The sequence below is a fragment of the Streptomyces sp. M-16 genome (assembly GCF_052114405.1).
In the GTDB taxonomy this organism is placed as follows: domain Bacteria; phylum Actinomycetota; class Actinomycetes; order Streptomycetales; family Streptomycetaceae; genus Streptomyces.
This window is the reverse complement of record NZ_JBFRER010000073.1, coordinates 18,551-35,760: the sequence shown is the minus strand read 5'-3', so window position 1 is coordinate 35,760 and position 17,210 is coordinate 18,551. Positions and strand designations below refer to the sequence as shown.

Below are 17,210 nucleotides of genomic sequence, written 5' to 3'. Positions count from 1 at the left end.
GTCCGGCGTCCCGTCCGGCGCCCGGTCCGGCGTCCCGTCCGGCGCCCGGTCCGGCGTCCCGTCCGGCGCCCGGTCCGGCGTCCCGTCCGGCGCCCGGTCCGGCGTCCCGTCCGGCGCCCGGTCCGGCGTCCCGTCCGCCGACCCGTCGGTCGTCCCCTCCGTTGTCCCGTCAGCCGTCGAGCGCGGGGCGGCGGGTCCGGTCCCGTCCCGGCCGTCGGCCGGGTCCGCAGCCGCCCGGGCCGCGGGGGAGGGGGCAGGGAGGTCCGGGGCGGGGGAGGCCGCCGGGGCGAGGAGGTCCCAGGTTCCGGCGGCGCGGTGGACCGCCTCCCCCGTCGTGGCCAGGACCAGCCCGGCCTCGTCCGGGTCGGGCCGGAGCCCGCCCCACACGAGCCGTACCGCGGTCCGCAGGACCAGCGGCTCCGCGTACGGGGAGACCCCGGAGACCCGCAGCAGCGAATCCAGCGCCACGGGCCGGTCCGGGGCCTCCCGTACGACCGCCTCCGCCGCCGCGCACATCCGCAGGTGCGGCAGGGCCTCCGCCGCCCCCAGCCGCAGCCCCGTCCGCGCGAACAGCGCCCTCCCGGCGGCCGGATCGCCCGCCGCGAGCGCGTCCAGCCGGTCGAGTACGAGGGCCCGCAGGACCGGCAGCCCGTCGAGCCCGGCCCGCGTCTCCTCCCCGTACGCCCGTGCCGGGTCGGTGAACAGCGCGAACGCCACCCTGCGCGCCACCTCGGGCAGCTCCCCGGTGGTGTCCGTTCCCTGCCGCGCGGCCTCCCGCAGGAGCCCGGCCAGCGCGTCCGGTTCCCGGTCCGGGTCGGTGAGCGCCGCCCGCAGCCGGGCCGGTGACGGGTCCGGGTGCGCGGCCGTCCACGCCTCGGCGGCGGCCCGGCCCGCCGCGTCCAGCCGGATCCCGGCGCCGAGCGCGAGCGCGGCCAGCGGCCCGGCCTCGTACGGCCCCCCGGGCAGCTGCCGCACCTGCGCGAACAGCTCCGGCCGCCGCGCCAGCCAGATCCGCGCCGCCGTCCCCGCCCAGACGTCGAAGACGTCCCCGGCGGCCCCGCCGGCCCCCGGCAAGGGCCCGCGCCCCGGCTCGTGGATCCGGCACCCCTCCTCCAGGGCGGCCAGGGCGGCGGCCGTCCCCTCCCCGGGCAGGACGCCGACGAGGCCCTGCGGGGCGAGTCCCGGCCGGGCGGTGTACGTGGTGAAGGTCAGCCACTGCCCGCGCTGGTGCGGCAGCACGCTGCACGCGAGCATGACCCAGCGGGCCACGGCCGCGCTGTCCGGCTCCACCAGCACGATCCGCGGCGCGCCCGGCTCCTCCACGAGCCGCCGCACATCGGCGAAGAACGGCGCCAGCCACGCCTCCCGCGCGGCCACGAACTCCGCCAGCGCGGCGCCGTCGTGCCGCCCCGGGACGGGCACGGCGCCGAGCGGCGGCGGGGGTCCGCCGGGCGGGGTCCGCGCCGCCCACTGCGGCGACCCCCAGGAGGTGATCGGCAGGGCCCCGCGGACCGGGCCGGAACCGGCGCGCTGCGGCAGGTGCACGGCGTGCGCGTGGTAGCCCGTCCCGTCGCCGCCGGTGTACGCCGAGCGGGCCAGCAGCCGGCTGCCGTCGGAGAGCAGGCTCAGGCTCAGCGCCTCCGGAACGGCCCCGCCCGGCTCCGGCGCCTCGTACGCCACGAGCCGTTCCGCCTCCCGCAACAGGGCCGCCGGGACGCCGTCGGTGACCGCCGTGAAGCGCAACCCGGAGCCGTCGGGTCCGGGCGGGGCCCAGCCGTAGTGGAGCTGCGGAAGGTTCACGCGCCCGCCCCCGCCCGGACCGGGGGCGCACCCGGAATGGCGAACTCCTGTGGTTCACGGGTCTGTTGCGCGGCCCGTGGTTCCCCGTACCGTGCCACTCCCGGCCCGGGCCCCCGTGCCGGCGGCGCGGCGCGCGACGGACCGGCGGAACGGCCGTACTCGGTCCCCGCCATACGCTCTGCGCCCCCCGTGCAGTGTCGAGGAGGTCATTCCACCAGACGAACGGCACGCGCGGCAGGCTTTCCGCGCAGCCACCGCAGCCACCGCAGCCACCGCAGCGCCGGCGCAGCACCACCGCACGGCCGCGCACGGCCGCCGCACAGCCACCGCGCGGCATTGCACAGGGCTTTCCGTTCGCCCGCTGTACCGCCCCGCGTCAGCCGGGGATCTCCGTGCGGTACCCCGGGGCCGCTGTCCTTGGGGCGCCCCTCGACTCCCCCCCTCACCCCCAGAGGTCGTCACCCATGGCTGAACTCAACCGACGCCGGTTCCTCCAGATCGCGGGCGGAACCGCCGCCGCCACGATGCTCAACGAGAGCATCGCGCGGGCCGCCGCCATCCCCGCGCAGGGCACTACCGGAACCATCCAGGACATCGAGCACATCGTCGTGCTGATGCAGGAGAACCGGTCCTTCGACCAGTACTTCGGCTCGATGAAGGGCGTCCGCGGCTTCGGCGACCCGCGGCCCGTCCTCCAGGACAACGGCAAGTCGGTCTTCTACCAGTCCAACGGCACGAAGGACGTCCTCCCCTTCAACCCGCAGGTCAACGACCTGGGCATGCAGTTCGTCGAGGGCCTCAACCACGACTGGGCCGGCGGCCACCAGGCCTACAACAACGGCAAGTACGACAAGTGGGTCCCGGCCAAGACGGCCACGACCATGGCGTACATGACCCGGAACGACATCCCGTTCCACTACGCCCTCGCCGACGCCTTCACGGTCTGCGACGCCTACCACTGCTCCTTCATCGGCGCCACCGACCCCAACCGCTACTACATGTGGACGGGACACACGGGCAACGACGGCACCGGCGGCGGACCGGTCCTCGGCAACCAGGAGGCGGGCTACGGCTGGAAGACGTACCCCGAGCGCCTGGAGGCGGCCGGGGTCTCCTGGAAGATCTACCAGGACGTGGGCGACGGTCTGAACGCGGCGGGCGGCTGGGGCTGGATCAGCGATGCCTTCCGCGGCAACTACGGCGACAACTCCCTCCTCTACTTCAACAGCTACCGCAACGCCCAGCCGGGCAGCGCCCTGTACGAGAAGGCGCGTACGGGTACCAACGCCAAGGCGGGCGAGGGCTACTTCGACAAGCTGCGCGCCGACGTCGTGGGCGGCACCCTGCCCCAGGTCTCCTGGATCGCCGCCCCCGAGGCCTTCAGCGAGCACCCGAACTGGCCGGTCAACTTCGGCGCCTGGTACATCTCCCAGGTCCTGGACGCGCTGACCGCGAACCCGGCGGTGTGGGCGAAGACCGCCTTCTTCATCACCTACGACGAGAACGACGGCTTCTTCGACCACGTCGTGCCGCCGTACCCGCCGGCGTCCTCGGCCTGGGGCCTGTCCACGGCCGACGTCACCCGCGACCTCTACGCCGGGAGCGCCGGCTACGCGGCCGGACCCTACGGGCTCGGCCCCCGCGTCCCGATGATCGTCGTCTCCCCGTGGAGCAAGGGCGGCTACGTCTGCTCCGAGACCTTCGACCACACCTCGGTGATCCGCTTCATGGAGAAGCGCTTCGGGGTGCAGGAGCCCAACATCTCGCCGTGGCGCCGCGCCGTCTGCGGTGACCTGACCTCGGCGTTCGACTTCAGCCAGGCGGACGCCTCCCCGGCGGCGCTCCCGTCCACGGCCGGCTACGTACCGCCGGACCACAACGCCCACCCGTCCTACCACCCGGTCCCGCCGGCGACGGGCACCCTGCCGAAGCAGGAGGCCGGCTCCAAGCCGACCCGCGCGCTCGGCTACAGCCCGTACGTGGACGGCAAGGCCACCGTGTCCACGGGCAAGTTCACCCTGACCTTCTCCTCCGGCCCCTCCCTCGGCGCCCACTTCCACAGCACCTCGGGCAACCGTACGGACGGCCCCTGGCCCTACACGGTCGAGGCGGGCAGGACCCTCTCCGACACCTGGAGCACCAGCAGCTCCACCGGCAACAAGATCGACCTCACGGTCTGGGGCCCCAACGGCTTCCTGCGCACCTGGAAGGGCCCGGCGAAGAAGGCCGGCCCCGAGGTCACGGCCCGCCATGTGGACGCCGCCGGAAACCTCGCCCTCACCCTGACCAACGGGGGCACCGCGGCGGTCAACCTCACCGTGACCAACGCCTACGGCGGCGCCCCCCAGACCTTCAAGGTCAACCCCGGCGCCACCGTCTCCACCACCGTCGACCTGCGCGCGACGGGCCGCTGGTACGACGTCGGCGTCGTCTCCGACGCCGACGCGACCTTCCTGCGCCGCTTCGCCGGCCACGTGGAAACGGGCGCCCCGGGCGTCTCCGACCCGGCGATCAAGACCGTCTGACCCGGTCCTCCGGGGTACGCAGCAGCCGCCGCTCCAGCACCGCGAGGTCGCCGGGGCGGTGGCTGCGGGCGTACCGCAGCAGCAGGTCCCGGGCGGTGTCCGCGACGCGGCGGTGCTTGGGGTGGCGGGTGGTGAACCCCTCGCTCGCGAAGAACCGCACGGCCCCCTCCAGTCCCGCCCGGTCCGTCTCCCGTACCGCCCAGGCCAGCTCCGGCGTGGGCGCGCCGGCCAGCAGCCGCTCCGGGCCCCGCTCGGCCAGCAGCCACGCCGCGTCGCGCGGCTCTTCCCGTACGGTGCCCAGCCAGCCGAACACCACCGCGAGCGGCACGCCCCGCGGCCGGTCGGGGTCCTCCTCGCCCCGGACCAGCGCACCGGCGTACTCCCGCAGGGCCCCGGGGGCCGCCCCGGCCCACCGGGCGCGGTGCCGGGCCGGGATCCCGTCGGGGGACAGCGGGTCGCGCAGCCGGAGGGCCTCCGCGGTGAGGTGCGGGTCCTCCCAGGACTCCCCGCACATGCACTCGATGGTCCGGTCGGCGACGGCGTGCGGCCGGGTGGCGGTGACGGCCCGGATCTCGTCCGGGTCGCGGATCTCGTACGTACGGGGGTGGTGGGGGTGCCGGGCTCCGTCGGGCCGCGAGAAGTCCCCCATGACCAGCGGCTCCCGGCCGGATGTCGGTGTCACGGTGTGATGGTAGGCCCGCTGGGCAGGACGTACGGCGTCGGTTCCGTCCGCCCCGTCACCGAGGGAGAACGCATGGCCATCGCCCACCGCAGGATCGGCACCGGGCCCGTACGCGTCATCGTGCTGCACGACTGGTTCGGGACCTCCGCGAACTGGGGTTCCGTACTGGACCACCTGGACCCGGAGGGGTTCTCGTACGTCTTCCTCGACTACCGGGGCTACGGCGAGCGCCGGGACGTCACCGGCCGCTACAGCCTCCCCGAGATCGCCGGCGACGTACTCGAACTCGCCGATCAGCTCGGCTGGGACACCTTCTCGCTGCTCGGCCACTCCATGGGCGGCAAGGCCGTCCAGCAGGTGCTGGCCCGTGCCCCCGAGCGGATCGAGAAGCTGATCGGGCTCGCCCCGGTCCCGGCCTCCCCCTACGCGATGGACGACCGGACGCACGCCCTCTTCTACGGCGCCGCCGAGGACCCCGAGAAGCGCCGGACCATCCTCGACCTGGTCACCGGCAACCGCGCGAGCCGCCACTGGCTGGACGGGATGGTGGCGCACTCCCTCGCGGTCTCCCGCCCCGAGGCCTTCGCGGCGTACCTCGCGAGCTGGCAGCCGGCCGACCTGTCCGCCGCCGTCAAGGGCAACACCGTGCCCGTGCTGGTCCTCGTCGGGGAGTACGACCTCGCCCTCACCGCCGAGGTGATGCGCGCGACCTGGCAGGCCTGGTACCCGAACTGCAGGATCGTCACGATCCCCGGCTCCGGCCACTACCCGCCGCACGAGACCCCGGTGGCCTTCGCCACGGAGGTGGAGGCCTTCCTGCGCGCCCGGTGAGCGCGGGGCGTCACGGGCCCGACGGCCGGTCCCGGGGCCCGTCCGGCGGGCCCGTGACGTCCTCGGGCAGGCCGTCCAGGACGGCCGCGACGGCCTCGGCGGCGCCGGTGACCTCCCGCAGCTCGCCGTCGGACGTCCGGACCCGGTAGCGGCGTCCGTCCGGTAGCGGCATGACCATGGGCAGCCCGACGCGGACCGGCGGGGTCGCGCGACGGCTGAAGCGGAGCCACTGCATGCTCAGACCGGGGGACAGGACCCGCAGACGGGGTTCGCGGAAGGCGGCCTCGACGAGCTCGTGCCGCCCCGGATACGGGAACGTGGCGGCGGACTCGCGCATCCGCTCCCACCTGGCCGCCACCGCGCCCGGCCCCTCGACGGCCCCGGCCGCCCCGGACGGCGACGCCTCCCGGGCCGCGAGGAAGGGCCAGCGGGCGGTGAGCTCCGCCGGCCGGGCCCCCCGCACCCAGGAGTGCAGCGCCTCGACCACCGCGGACAGGTCCCCGGTGCCGCCCAGGACCGCCGGGCCGTCACCGTTTCCGGGAGGCCGGCAGTGGACGCGGAACTCGCGCCGCCGGACGTCCATCGTGACGTACGCCACCCGGTCGCCGGCCGACACCCGTGCCGCCGTCAGGCGCACGACCGGGATCGGCGGGACCCCGACGTCGAGCCCGTACCCGGCGCGGTCGGCCTCCGCCCGCAACGCGCCGCGCAGCGACCCCGCCCCGACGACCTCGGGGTAGTGGGCCGCGTACGCGCGCAGGTGATCATCGTGCTGAAGCGCTTCGGCGGTGTCCTCGGGCATGGTCCCGAGTCTGCCACCGGGGCGCCGTCCGGGGTGAGTTGTCGTCCGCCTCCCCGGGTGGTGGGGCGGCGCGGCGTTCCCGATGGCGGATGCGCGGGTGGATACGCCGATGGGGGCCACGAGGAGAACCTCGTGGCCCCCATCGGGACCGAAAAGGGTGAGTGACGGGACTTGAACCCGCGGCCACCTGGACCACAACCAGGTGCTCTACCAGCTGAGCTACACCCACCACGAAGGGCGGCGTACCGCCCGTTCGTTGTGCATGCACAGCATAGCCGATCGGACGGGTGCTCCCGCGACCGGTTATCCGGCGGCCCGGGTGCCGGCCAGGGTGGTGGCGAGCCTGGCCGTGACGCTGTCCGCGCGCAGGGCCGCGCGGGCCACCGCGGCCGCGGCCAGCGCCCGGATCACCGGGTGCGGCCTGCTGCCGTCCCCGGCGAGCTCCGGCTGGAAGAGGGTGGCGAGGAAGAAGGGGTGACCGGGCAGCYCCACGATCCGCACCTGCCCGTCCTCGTCGTGGCCCGTCAGCCGCAGCCCGTGTCCGGTCAGCGTCGGCAGGTGCCGGGGGGCCGGGCCGTAGTTGCAGTGGTAGCGCTCCATCGAGCGTTCGGCGCCCAGCGAGGACTCGGCGAGCGAGCCCGGCTCCGCCAGTACCAGCCCCTCGTGCCCCACCAGCGAGCAGGCCAGCGGCGCGATCAGCAGGTCCGCCGCCCCGGGGTCGTTCTCGGCGTGCGCGACATCCCGCAGCCCGCAGACGTCACGGGCGTACTCCAGCAGGGCGTGCTGGAAGCCGCCGCAGGTGCCGAGGAAGGGGATGCCCTCCTCCCGGGCCACGCGGATCGCGGCCAGCGCCCCGGCCTCACTGGCGTACGGGCTGCCCGGCAGCACCCACACGGCGTCGAAGCGGGCCAGCGTCCCGGCGGCGGCCTCGGCCTCCGCCTCCGCGGTCGGGATCCAGCAGGCGTCGAGGACGAGCCCGTCGCGCGCCTCCAGCGCCTGGAGCAGGAGCGGGATCCGGGTGTGGGACTTCACGTGCGGGGAGCGGTCGCCGACGAGGGCGATCCGGGCGACGGGGGAGAGCGGGGCGGTGGTGGCGGTGGTGGTCATGTGGATCATCCTGTGGGTCGAACCCACTTCAGCGCCAACGATTGTTCCTGCACCTTCGATAAGCAATGCTGATGGCATCCTGGGGGCATGGACCCGCACCTGCTCCGCACCTTCGTCGCCGTGGCCCGCCTCTCCTCCTTCTCCGCCGCCGCCCGGGAACTCGGCTACACCCAGTCCGCCGTCTCGCAGCACATCGCCGCGCTGGAGGCCGACCTGCGGACCGAGCTGCTCACGCGACGCCCCGTCGCACCCACCCCCGCCGGAGCGCGGCTGCTGGAACACGCCGGGCCGCTGCTGCTGAGGCTCGACGCCGCCCGCGCCGACGTCCTGCGCCTGGCCGCCGCACCGCCCGGCCGGATCACCCTCGCCGCCTCCCCGCTCGCCGTCGGCCCCCGGCTGCTCGCCGCCCTGCCCGCCACCGGCGTCACCCTGCGGATCCTGCCCCCCGACGCGGTGCCAGGCGCCGTCGCCGCCGGGGACTGCGACCTCGGCCTCGTCGACGGCCCGGCCGCCCCCAGCGATCCGCTCCGGCTGCCCGACGTGGCCCCGCTGCGGGTCACCGGGGTGGACGAGGAGGAGCTGGCCGTGCTGCTCCCCGCCGGGCACCCCTTCGCCGGCCGCGACGCCGTCCGCCTCGACGACCTCGCCGACGCCCGCTGGCTCGACGCCCCCGACGTCGGCCTGCCGCTCGCCACCGCCCGGCGCGCACTGCGCTACGAGGGCACCGACCTGCGCGCCCTGTGCGCCCTGGCCGCGGCCGGACACGGCCTCGTCCTGCTGCCCCGCCGCGTCGCCGAAGCCGCCGGCGCGGGGGTCTGCGTACCGATCGCCGCCCCGCGCCTGGTGCACCGTACGGAACTGCTCGCGCCCGCCACTTTGTCCGGCGCGGCCGCTGCGCTCGCCGCCCGCCTCGCGGCAGGATCCCCGTATGACTCCTGACCCGGTCCACACCGACACCGCCCCCTTCACCACCGCCGACTACGCCGCCCGGATGGCCGCCGCCGCGCAGAGCGCCGCCGACGCCGGACTGGCCGGGCTGCTCATCGCCCCCGGGCCGGACCTCACCCACCTGACCGGCTACCGCCCCGTGGACACCGAGCGGCTCACCCTGCTCGTCCTCGCCGCCGGGCAGGACCCCGTCCTCGTCGTCCCCGCCCTGGAGGCCCCCGACGCGGCCAAGGCACCGGGCGCGGGCGCCCTGACCCTGCGCGACTGGACCGACGGCAAGAACCCGTACGGGATCACCGCACCCCTGCTCGACGTCAACGGCCGCTTCGGCGTCAGCGACAACACCTGGGCCCTGCACCTCCTCGGCCTGCAGGGAGAGCTGCCCACCACCTCCTACACCCCCCTCACCGACGCCCTGCCGATGCTGCGCGCCGTCAAGGACGAACGGGAACTGGCCCGCCTCGCCGCCGCCGGAGAGGCCGCCGACGCCGCCTACGCCCAGATCCTGCACGTCCCCTTCGCCGGCCGGCGCGAGAGCGACGTGGCCGCCGACCTGGCCGACCTGCTCCGCGTCCACGGACACTCCCAGGTGGACTTCACCGTCGTCGGCTCCGGTCCCAACGGCGCCAACCCGCACCACGAGGCCGGCGAACGCGTCATCGAGCGCGGCGACATGGTCGTCCTCGACTTCGGCGGCCTCAAGCACGGCTACGGCTCCGACATCTCCCGCACCGTCCACGTCGGCGAGCCCACCCCGGAGGAGCAGCGCGTCCACGACATCGTCCGCGAGGCCCAGCAGGCCGGGTTCGCCGCCGTCCGCCCCGGAGCGGCCTGCCAGGACGTGGACCGGGCCGCCCGCGCGGTGATCACCGAGTTCGGCTACGGCGAGCGGTTCATCCACCGCACCGGCCACGGGATCGGCGTCACCACCCACGAGCCGCCGTACATGATCGAGGGCGAGGAGCAGCCCCTCCGCCCCGGCATGTGCTTCTCCGTGGAGCCGGGCATCTACCTGCCCGGCCGGTTCGGGGTCCGCATCGAGGACATCGTCACGGTGACCGCCGACGGCGGCCGCCGCCTGAACAACGCCCCGCGCGAACTCGCGATCGTCGACTAGCCCCTGCGGTCATCAGGGCCCCTACGGCCCCAGCACCACCACCGACTCGCCCGGCAGGTGGATCCGCCCATCCGGCCCGGGGTGTTCCAGCGGCTCCCAGGCGGCCAGCACCCGCACCCCGTTGCGGCCCAGCGCGATCGTCACCGGCTCCGGCGACAGGTTCACCGCGACGCGGACGTCGCCCCGCCGGAAGGTCACCCAGCGGCGCTCCTCGTCGTAGGCGACCCGGACCGCGGCCAGGTCCGGGTCGCGCAGGTCCGGCTGCGCGCGGCGCAGTGCGACCAGGGTCCGGTACCAGTCCAGCAGCCGGGCGTGCGGAGCCTCCTCGGGCTCCGACCAGTCCAGGCAGGACCGCTCCCGGGTCGCCGGGTCCTGCGGGTCCGGGACCTCCTCCTCCTTCCAGCCGTGCGCCGCGAACTCCCGGCGCCGGCCCGTGCGCACCGCCTCCGCGAGCTCCGGGTCCGGGTGGTCGGTGAAGTACTGCCAGGGGGTCCCGGCCCCCCACTCCTCGCCCATGAACAGCATCGGCACGAAGGGCCCGGTCAGCGTGAGCGTCGCCGCGCAGGCCAGCAGCCCGGGGGAGAGGGAGGAGGCGAGGCGGTCGCCCAGCGCCCGGTTGCCGATCTGGTCGTGGGTCTGCGCGTAGCCGAGGAACCGGTGCGCGGGCGTGCGCCGCCGGTCGACCGGCCGGCCGTGGGTACGGCCCCGGAAGGAGGACCAGGTGCCGTCGTGGAAGAACGCCCGGGTCAGCGTCTTGGCGAGGGCGCCGAGCGGCGCCTCGGCGAAGTCCGCGTAGTACGCCTGCGATTCGCCGGTCAGGGAGCAGTGCAGCGCGTGGTGGAAGTCGTCGTTCCACTGCGCGTGCAGGCCCAGCCCGCCCGCGGTACGGGGGGTGGTCAGCCGGGGGTCGCACTGGTCGGACTCCGCGATCAGGAACAGCGGACGGGCCGTCTCCACCGCCAGCCCGTCCACGGCCGCCGCCAGCTCCTCCAGGAAGGTCAGCGCCCGCCCGTCGGCCAGCGCGTGCACCGCGTCCAGCCGCAGCCCGTCGATCCGGTAGTCCCGCAGCCACGCCAGCGCGCTGCCGGTCAGGTACGCGCGGACCTCGTCGGAGCCGGGCGCGTCCAGGTTCACCGCCGCGCCCCAGGGGGTGTGGTGGGTGTCGGTGAAATAGGGGCCGAAGGCAGGGAGGTGGTTCCCGGAGGGGCCCAGGTGGTTGTGGACCACGTCCAGCACCACCCCCAGCCCCGCCGCGTGCGCCGCCGCCACGAACCGGGCCAGGCCCGCCGGGCCCCCGTACGGCTCGTGCACCGCCCACGGCGCGACCCCGTCGTACCCCCAGCCGTGCCGTCCCGGGAAGGGGCAGACCGGCATCAGCTCCACGTGCGTGACCCCGAGCGCGCAGAGGTGCCCGAGGCGGGCGGCGGCCGCGTCGAAGGTGCCTTCGGGGGTGAACGTGCCGATGTGCAGCTCGTACAGGACGGCGTCCTGCAACGGGGTGCGCGGCGCGGGGCCCTCCGGGGTGAGCCGCCCGAAGTCGACCACCGCCGACAGCCCGTCAGGGCCGTCCGGCAGCCGCCGCCCCCGCGGATCCGGGCGGACCACCGGGTCGTCGCCCAGCCGGAACCCGTACCGGTCGCCGTCCACCGCCGGCGCCTCCACGGTCCACCAGCCCGCGCGGTCCGGGCCCGGATCGGGCGTCATCTCGTAGTCGGCGTCGTTCAGTCGCATGGCGACCCGACCTGTCAGCGGTGCCCACACTTCGAACTGCACGGACGGTCCCCTCGTCTCCGGCGGTGTCCAGCATGCGTAATCGTGCCCATCATTCCGGGCCCACCGGGGGAGTTCTGGACACTCCGCACCCGACGGGCCGACAATCACCCTGTGACGTCGAGTTTCGAGTTCCCCGCCTTCCCCGCCCCCCGCCTGTCCGACAAGGAGCGGGACCTGGCGCTGGGCCAGCTCAGGGAGGGCGCGGCCCTCGGGAAGCTGTCGCACGACACCTTCCTGCGCCGCATGGAACTCGCCCTCGTCGCCCGGCGCGCCGAGGACCTCGCCGTCCTCACCGCCGACCTGCACGCGCGCGGGCGCACCGAAGGCCCCTGGACCAGTCGGCTGTTCGGCTGGGTGGGCCGGGCCTCGGCCGTGTCCGCCGGAGTACGGCGCGCCTGGCAGAGCGAACGGCTGCCCCGGCTGCTGTTCCCGCACCCGGGCGCGGGCCCGCTCCGGATCGGCCGCGACCCCGGCAACGGGCTGCGGCTCAGCCACGAGACGGTCTCGCGCGCGCACGCCGAGCTGAGCCTGCGTGACGGGGCCTGGATCCTCAAGGACCTCGGCTCCACCAACGGCACCACCGTCAACGGCCGCCGCGTCACGGGCTCGGCCGTGGTCCGCGACGGCGACCAGATCGGCTTCGGACGGATGGTGTTCCGGCTCTCGTCGGAGTGAGGGACCGAGGGGTGGGCCCGGGGGCTCCGGTGGCCCGGGTGGCCCCGCGCACGGGGCAGGCCGGAGGATGGCGCCCATGAATCCCACACCCACCGTGCGCCCCGCCCGCCCCGAGGACCTGCCGCGCCTCGTCGCACTCATCCACGAGCACGTCGCGTACGAGCGGTCCGCGCCGCGCCCGCCCGGCCTCGCCGACCGTCTCGGCCCCCGGCTCTTCGCGGAGGACGCCCGGCTGTGGGTGCTGCTGGCCGAGACCCCGGACGGGGAGGTCGCCGGATACGCCGCCTGTTCGGAGGAGTTCGCCTTCTGGGACGCCCGCTCCTACCTCCACATGGACTGCCTCTACCTCGCCGAGGACGCCCGGGGCCACGGCCTCGGCGCCGCCCTGATGGCGGCAGTGGCGGACCTCGCCCGCGAACGGGGCCTCGCCCACGTCGAATGGCAGACCCCCGACTGGAACGAAGGGGCGGTGAGGTTCTACGACCGCCTCGGCGCGGCGTCCCACCCCAAGCGGCGCTACGCCTGGCCGGTGGGTTGACGCCCCGCCGACCCCGGGTCGGCCCCGGCGCTCCGGCGGGGAGCGGCGGGGCCGGCGACGGTCAGACGGCCCCGTGAGCTCCGGCCTTGACGCCGGCCACGAACGCGGCGAACGCTCCGGCGGTCACGTGCAGCACGGGGCCGCCGGGGGTCTTGGAGTCGCGGACGGGGACCGTCCCGAGGGAGTCGGCGAGGTTGGTCGCGACCTCGATGCACTGGCCGCCGTTGCCGCTGTATGAGGACTTGTACCAGTGGGGTTCGCTCGTCACGGAGTGCCCTTTCGTACCTTCTGGATCATGGCCACTGATGCCGCTTGGGACAGCGCTTCGGCCTGCAACTGATGGTAGGCCGTCAGCACGGGGAGAACGGAAGTGCTTTCTCGCTCCAGGTGGCCGCGCTGCGCCGACTCGGCGTAGGAGATCAGGGCCCTGTTGGGCAGGGTCAGCACGGTGATGGGCAGGCTGAACGGCCTGCGCGCCCCCATGGCGAAGGGTGCGATCTGGAGCACCGTGTTCGGCAGCTCGGCGAACTCCAGCAGCCTCTCGAACTGCGCGTCCATGGTTGCCCGGCCGCCCATCGGCCGCAGAATGCACCCCTCGTCCAGCACCGCGAAGATCAGGGGCGACGGTGTCCGCGCCAACGTGGCCTGCCGTTCCGCCACCAGCGCGACGCGCTCCGCGGCCTGCTCGGGCGTGATCGCCTGCCGCCGTACCGCATCGGCTTCCAGCGTTGCCGCGTAGTCGGGTGTCTGGAGCAGCCCTGGGACGACGCCCACTTCGTAGAGCCGGATCTCCGCCGCCTGCGCCTCCTGCTTGACGTACTCGGGAAACCCTTCCAGCAGTGCGGTGTGCCGTACCGCCTGACTCTGCCGCTCGAACCTGTCCCCGGTGCCCAGGGCTCTGTCAACGCTTGCTGCGAATTGGCGAGTTGGCGTACGCCGACCAGTTTCCACCGCAGAGACATGAGCCCCGGAGCAGCCCACCCGCTCGGCCAACTCGGTCTGCGTCCAGCCGCGTTCGTCCCGCATCCTGCGTAGACGTGCCCCGAACGCGGCGCCCGGCGAACGATCGGGGTCCAGTTCCTTCCGGTACACCATGTGCACACCCAACTTGTCTGTCAGCGGCGGTAAGTTGAAGAGATTTTGACTCTAGGCCACGCTGATGCTCCTTGGTAGCGGAACGACTACGGAGAGGAGCGGCGGTGTACGACGCGAACGCACGCCCGCACCCGCAGGACCCGTTGGAGCCGGTTCCGACCCCCGGATGCGGGGTCTGTGAAGCGCTGGCGGAGACCAGGCGGCTCGCCTGGGCGGTCGGGAACCTGTCCGCCGTCACGGTGCAGAACGCCGAGCTGGCGAACCACCCGCACACGTCCGGGGCGCCCCGGTGAGCGACGGCGGGTACCGGGACCGGGCGCGCAGGGGCAGGTGGGCGGCGGTGGCCGTGACCCTCGGGGCGGTCGCGTGGATCGCCTGTGTGGCGGTCGTCGTCGCCCGGGGATGGGGCGCGTGACCGCCGGACGGGCCCCGCTCGTGACGGGCGGGGCCGACCGGGTCCCCGGCCCGGTCTAGAGCCGCTCGTACGTGGCGAGGACCGTCCGGACCTGGTGCTCCACCTGCGTGGCCACCGGTACCCAGCGGGCCTGGAAGCGGGCCGAGAACTCCTCGCACCACCCCGTCACCAGCCGGTCCAGGCCCGGCGCCGCCGGGTGCCCCTGGGTCCGCAGCACCCGGAGCAGCATCGCGGCGGCGCGCAGCGACAGTCTGCGTCCGAACGCGTCGATGCTGCCGACCGCAGCCGCCGTGGCCTCGGCCGGAGCTGCGGACCCCGTCCACTCGGCCGTGATCCGGGGGATCAGCCCGAGCGTCCAGTCCACGGCGCGCAGCAGCGCGGCGGACCCGGGATCGGTGCCCCGGGCTCCGGGGCGCAGGCCGGCCACCCGCCCGGAGTCCTCGGTGAGCCGGCCGGCCAGCATCCGCAGGGCGCCCCGCGGGTCCGGGTGCGGGGCCGGGTCGTCCACCAGGTCCGAGGCCCACATGGGGACTTCGACGATCGCCGTCGTGCCCGCGTGGCACCAGGTGCTGAGCCGGGTGTCCTCCGGGTGGAACGCCCCGGCGGGCCCGGCCCCCGTCTCCGGCATCACGAAGATCCCGGGCCCGGGGGAGACCCAGCCGGCCGCGTCGGAAGCCCCGGTCTCCACCGGGATCCGCAGCTCGGCGGCCGACTTCGCGAACGGCTCGGCGAGGCCGGGGACGTCCCGGGTGAGCTGCACCCAGGACCCGCCGAGGTCCGTTCCGTGCAGGGAGACCTGCAGGACGGGGCGCAGTTCGTCGAGGAGGGCCGTCAGCGTGCGGGTCTCGGGCGGGAGCCGGTCCGGGGTGAGTAACGACGGGGCCCACTCCGGCTGTTCGGGCCCGGGCGGCCGGAAGAAGTTGTGGTGGTAGTCCAGCAGTGAGCGGGGGTGCGGTGTGCGGTGCAGGTCGGCGCCGTCCGGATCGGCGCAGAGCAGGAAGTGCCAGTCCGCACCGCCACCGCCGTCCCGGACCACCCGCCGCGCGAGTTCCAGGGCGGTCGCCCCGCCGACGGGTTCGTTGGCATGGGCCCCGGCGACGACGAGCACCCGACGCTGCCCGCCGCCCCGCCCGTCGACGGAGAGCAGCCACAGCGGCCGGCCGGCACGGGAGACACCGGTCTGGCGGAGCCCGGCGCGGTCGGGATGTTCGGCCACCAGCGCCCGGGCGGCCAGGGCGAGTTCCTGCGGGGTGGGGTAGCGCATGTCACGGAGGAGGGTCACAAGGGATGCCATGCCCGTCCCGCACGCCCCCTACCGCTCGCTCAGTCCCGAATCTGCACCAAAAGCGCTGGCCAAAGCCTTGTCGTAGAAGTCGGCGGCCCCGACCGCAGGCGCGTTCGTGCGGACGCCCCGACCCGGTGGGCAGACGGCGCCCGCGCCGCCGCCGTCGCCGGCCCGAAGACCCAAGGGCGCCACGAGGCCCGTGTCCAGGGGAGTCCACCGGGTGCCATGGCACGAGACACGATCGAGCCCGGCGGGTGGGGCGGGACGGGGACACTCCCGTACGACGCCATTGCGTCCGCGCGACCACCCGGACGGGCCCGGGGGCGAACGCGATGGCCGGGGCGGCTTCAGCCGGCGCTCCCGACGCCGCGGTCGGGTGCGCTCATGTCCCCCGTCGCGGGCGTGCCGCCGGCGAGCCCGTAGCGCAGGTACACGGCGCCCTTCGGGCCGGCCGCCGGGGGAGCGAGGAGCGTGAGGCTGGTGGGCACCGCGCCGTCGTCGAACACCTTCTTGCCGACGCCGAGCACGATCGGGTGCAGCCGAGGTCGAGGCGGTCGAAGAGCTTCTCGCGCAGGAGGGTCTGTACGAGGTTCAGGCTCCCGACCACCTTCACGTGTTCGTGCCGCTCACGGATCTCGCGCACCGCGCCGGCCAGGTCCGGGCCGAGCTGCGTGGAGCCGGCCCACGAGAGGCCGGGCCTGCCGCGCGAGGCCACGTACTTCGGGACGCTGTCGAAGAGCCCGGCGATCTCGCTGTCCTGGCCGCCCTTCTGGTGGGGCCAGTAGGCGGCGAAGATGTCGTAGGTCCGCCGGCCGAGCAGGAGGGCGTCCGTGCCCTCGTACGCGGCGCCGATCTGCGCCCCGGCGACCTCGTCCGGCAGGGGCGCCTGCCAGCCGCCGAACGGGAACCCCACCGGGTCCTCGTCGGGGCCGCCGGGCGCCTGCCCGACGAGGTCGAGGGTCGCGAACAGCTCGATGTGGATGAGGCCCATGGCGCACTCCCGAAGAGTCGATCGTCTCCGTCAAGAGATAGACCCGAGGGCGCCCACGGACCCGCCGCCGCGCGGCACGACAAGGCAGCTGCCGGCCCGTGGCTCGCCAGATCGTACATTTCTGGACGATTGTCAGACTTTCGGATGACGGAATCGGGAGCAAAGTATGACGTTCTGGGCACTCTGGTGCGGACAACCTGGTGTCAGCCGAGATCCGCCTTCACGAGGAAGCAACGATGAATCCGCAGCTTGCAGACCAGATGACACTTGCCGCTACGAGCGAGAACGCGGTTGCGATCGTGGCCATGGTCGTGGTCATAGCCGTCGGTATCGCCTACGCGGTGCTGTTCGTCGGAGCTCTGGTCAGCATCGCCAGGTCCGGTCTCACCGGAGCGATGAAGCTGGCCTGGGCCGCCTTCGCCGTCGTGGCCCCCTTCCTCGGGAGCGCGATCTGGTTCCTCATCGGCCGCCGGGACGCCCGGCGCCGGCCGGGTACGGCCTGATCCCGGATCGTCTCCGGTCCCCGGCGCGCCGAAAGGCCGGACCTACGGCCGTGGGCGGCTCATGCCCGGCCCCGGACGTCCCGCAGACGCCGAGCCGGGCGAAGCGCGTAGCGATCCGATGCG

At 74.6% G+C, this 17,210-nt stretch carries 17 protein-coding genes and 1 tRNA gene; 8 read left to right on the top strand and 10 right to left on the bottom strand.

Annotated elements, in window-relative coordinates:
* A partial coding sequence (locus tag AB4039_RS27905) for a GTPase-associated protein 1-related protein (protein WP_442272090.1) occupies nucleotides 1–1,800 on the bottom strand: 1,800 nt, incomplete at its 3' end.
* Nucleotides 1,801–2,264: 464 nt separating this feature from the next.
* On the opposite strand from AB4039_RS27905, the gene AB4039_RS27900 reads away from it, so the two are divergent.
* Nucleotides 2,265–4,325, top strand: coding sequence for a phosphocholine-specific phospholipase C (locus AB4039_RS27900; protein WP_266843301.1), 2,061 nt, complete (start codon nucleotides 2,265–2,267; stop codon nucleotides 4,323–4,325).
* Here AB4039_RS27900 and AB4039_RS27895 read toward each other — a convergent pair.
* Nucleotides 4,312–5,007: a hypothetical protein gene (locus AB4039_RS27895; RefSeq protein WP_266843302.1), complete on the bottom strand. Its 696-nt coding sequence runs from the start codon at nucleotides 5,005–5,007 to the stop codon at nucleotides 4,312–4,314. The two genes, AB4039_RS27900 and AB4039_RS27895, sit on opposite strands and share 14 nt — an antisense overlap.
* A 72-nt stretch (nucleotides 5,008–5,079) precedes the next feature.
* Here AB4039_RS27895 and AB4039_RS27890 point away from each other — a divergent pair, with 72 nt between their 5' ends.
* A complete protein-coding gene (locus tag AB4039_RS27890; protein ID WP_266843303.1) occupies nucleotides 5,080–5,838 on the top strand; it encodes an alpha/beta fold hydrolase in 759 nt (252 codons plus the stop codon).
* Between the two features lie 10 nt (nucleotides 5,839–5,848).
* Here AB4039_RS27890 and AB4039_RS27885 read toward each other — a convergent pair whose 3' ends face one another.
* The 3 genes from AB4039_RS27885 to AB4039_RS27875 all read right to left on the bottom strand — a co-directional run bounded on the left by AB4039_RS27885 (nucleotide 5,849) and on the right by AB4039_RS27875 (nucleotide 7,747).
* A complete protein-coding gene (locus AB4039_RS27885) occupies nucleotides 5,849–6,640 on the bottom strand; it encodes a DUF6193 family natural product biosynthesis protein (protein WP_266843304.1) in 792 nt (263 codons plus the stop codon).
* 156 nt (nucleotides 6,641–6,796) lie between these two features.
* Nucleotides 6,797–6,869: transfer RNA gene (locus AB4039_RS27880), tRNA-His, on the bottom strand.
* Nucleotides 6,870–6,943: 74 nt separating this feature from the next.
* Nucleotides 6,944–7,747, bottom strand: coding sequence for a CTP synthase C-terminal region-related (seleno)protein (locus AB4039_RS27875; protein WP_442272089.1), 804 nt, complete (start codon nucleotides 7,745–7,747; stop codon nucleotides 6,944–6,946).
* An 87-nt stretch (nucleotides 7,748–7,834) separates the two neighbouring features.
* Here AB4039_RS27875 and AB4039_RS27870 point away from each other — a divergent pair, with 87 nt between their 5' ends.
* Together AB4039_RS27870 and AB4039_RS27865 are read left to right on the top strand one after the other, a co-directional pair.
* Complete coding sequence (locus AB4039_RS27870) at nucleotides 7,835–8,686, top strand: LysR family transcriptional regulator (RefSeq protein WP_266843306.1); 852 nt, start codon at nucleotides 7,835–7,837, stop codon at nucleotides 8,684–8,686.
* Nucleotides 8,676–9,812, top strand: coding sequence for an aminopeptidase P family protein (locus AB4039_RS27865; protein ID WP_442272088.1), 1,137 nt, complete (start codon nucleotides 8,676–8,678; stop codon nucleotides 9,810–9,812). The genes AB4039_RS27870 and AB4039_RS27865 overlap by 11 nt, the downstream gene beginning before the upstream one ends.
* Nucleotides 9,813–9,833: 21 nt before the next feature.
* Here AB4039_RS27865 and treZ read toward each other — a convergent pair whose 3' ends face one another.
* On the bottom strand, nucleotides 9,834–11,585 hold the full coding sequence (gene treZ, locus AB4039_RS27860) for a malto-oligosyltrehalose trehalohydrolase (protein WP_442272087.1): 1,752 nt from the start codon (nucleotides 11,583–11,585) through the stop codon (nucleotides 9,834–9,836).
* 111 nt (nucleotides 11,586–11,696) lie between these two features.
* Here treZ and AB4039_RS27855 point away from each other — a divergent pair, with 111 nt between their 5' ends.
* Nucleotides 11,697–12,260: a DUF1707 and FHA domain-containing protein gene (locus AB4039_RS27855; RefSeq protein ID WP_266843309.1), complete on the top strand. Its 564-nt coding sequence runs from the start codon at nucleotides 11,697–11,699 to the stop codon at nucleotides 12,258–12,260.
* Between the two features lie 76 nt (nucleotides 12,261–12,336).
* Nucleotides 12,337–12,798: a GNAT family N-acetyltransferase gene (locus tag AB4039_RS27850; protein ID WP_266843310.1), complete on the top strand. Its 462-nt coding sequence runs from the start codon at nucleotides 12,337–12,339 to the stop codon at nucleotides 12,796–12,798.
* Between the two features lie 61 nt (nucleotides 12,799–12,859).
* On the opposite strand, the gene AB4039_RS27845 is transcribed toward AB4039_RS27850, so the two are convergent.
* Nucleotides 12,860–13,066, bottom strand: a complete 207-nt coding sequence (locus tag AB4039_RS27845) for a DUF397 domain-containing protein (protein WP_442272086.1) — start codon at nucleotides 13,064–13,066, stop codon at nucleotides 12,860–12,862.
* On the bottom strand, nucleotides 13,063–13,893 hold the full coding sequence (locus AB4039_RS27840) for a helix-turn-helix domain-containing protein (protein WP_442272085.1): 831 nt from the start codon (nucleotides 13,891–13,893) through the stop codon (nucleotides 13,063–13,065). Before AB4039_RS27840 ends, AB4039_RS27845 begins: the two co-directional genes overlap by 4 nt.
* A gap of 104 nt (nucleotides 13,894–13,997) precedes the next feature.
* On the opposite strand from AB4039_RS27840, the gene AB4039_RS27835 reads away from it, so the two are divergent.
* Complete coding sequence (locus tag AB4039_RS27835; protein ID WP_266843313.1) at nucleotides 13,998–14,186, top strand: hypothetical protein; 189 nt, start codon at nucleotides 13,998–14,000, stop codon at nucleotides 14,184–14,186.
* Nucleotides 14,187–14,363: 177 nt separating this feature from the next.
* On the opposite strand, the gene AB4039_RS27830 is transcribed toward AB4039_RS27835, so the two are convergent.
* Both AB4039_RS27830 and AB4039_RS27825 read right to left on the bottom strand, forming a co-directional pair.
* Nucleotides 14,364–15,590, bottom strand: coding sequence for a M14 family zinc carboxypeptidase (locus AB4039_RS27830; protein WP_442272091.1), 1,227 nt, complete (start codon nucleotides 15,588–15,590; stop codon nucleotides 14,364–14,366).
* A 385-nt stretch (nucleotides 15,591–15,975) separates the two neighbouring features.
* Nucleotides 15,976–16,584 carry a dihydrofolate reductase family protein gene (locus tag AB4039_RS27825; RefSeq protein ID WP_442272084.1) on the bottom strand — a complete coding sequence of 203 codons (609 nt, stop codon included), beginning with the start codon at nucleotides 16,582–16,584 and terminating at the stop codon, nucleotides 15,976–15,978.
* A gap of 236 nt (nucleotides 16,585–16,820) precedes the next feature.
* Here AB4039_RS27825 and AB4039_RS27820 point away from each other — a divergent pair, with 236 nt between their 5' ends.
* Nucleotides 16,821–17,087, top strand: a complete 267-nt coding sequence (locus AB4039_RS27820; protein WP_266843315.1) for a PLD nuclease N-terminal domain-containing protein — start codon at nucleotides 16,821–16,823, stop codon at nucleotides 17,085–17,087.
* Nucleotides 17,088–17,210: the final 123 nt, after the last annotated feature.

Coding starts and splice junctions, on each gene's coding strand:
- AB4039_RS27900 (WP_266843301.1), top strand. CDS start 2,265: ATGGCTGAACTCAACCGACGCCGGTTCCTCCAGATCGCGGGCGGAACC.
- AB4039_RS27890 (WP_266843303.1), top strand. CDS start 5,080: ATGGCCATCGCCCACCGCAGGATCGGCACCGGGCCCGTACGCGTCATC.
- AB4039_RS27885 (WP_266843304.1), bottom strand. CDS start 6,640: ATGCCCGAGGACACCGCCGAAGCGCTTCAGCACGATGATCACCTGCGC.
- AB4039_RS27870 (WP_266843306.1), top strand. CDS start 7,835: ATGGACCCGCACCTGCTCCGCACCTTCGTCGCCGTGGCCCGCCTCTCC.
- AB4039_RS27865 (WP_442272088.1), top strand. CDS start 8,676: ATGACTCCTGACCCGGTCCACACCGACACCGCCCCCTTCACCACCGCC.
- AB4039_RS27850 (WP_266843310.1), top strand. CDS start 12,337: ATGAATCCCACACCCACCGTGCGCCCCGCCCGCCCCGAGGACCTGCCG.
- AB4039_RS27840 (WP_442272085.1), bottom strand. CDS start 13,893: ATGGTGTACCGGAAGGAACTGGACCCCGATCGTTCGCCGGGCGCCGCG.
- AB4039_RS27825 (WP_442272084.1), bottom strand. CDS start 16,584: ATGGGCCTCATCCACATCGAGCTGTTCGCGACCCTCGACCTCGTCGGG.
- AB4039_RS27820 (WP_266843315.1), top strand. CDS start 16,821: ATGAATCCGCAGCTTGCAGACCAGATGACACTTGCCGCTACGAGCGAG.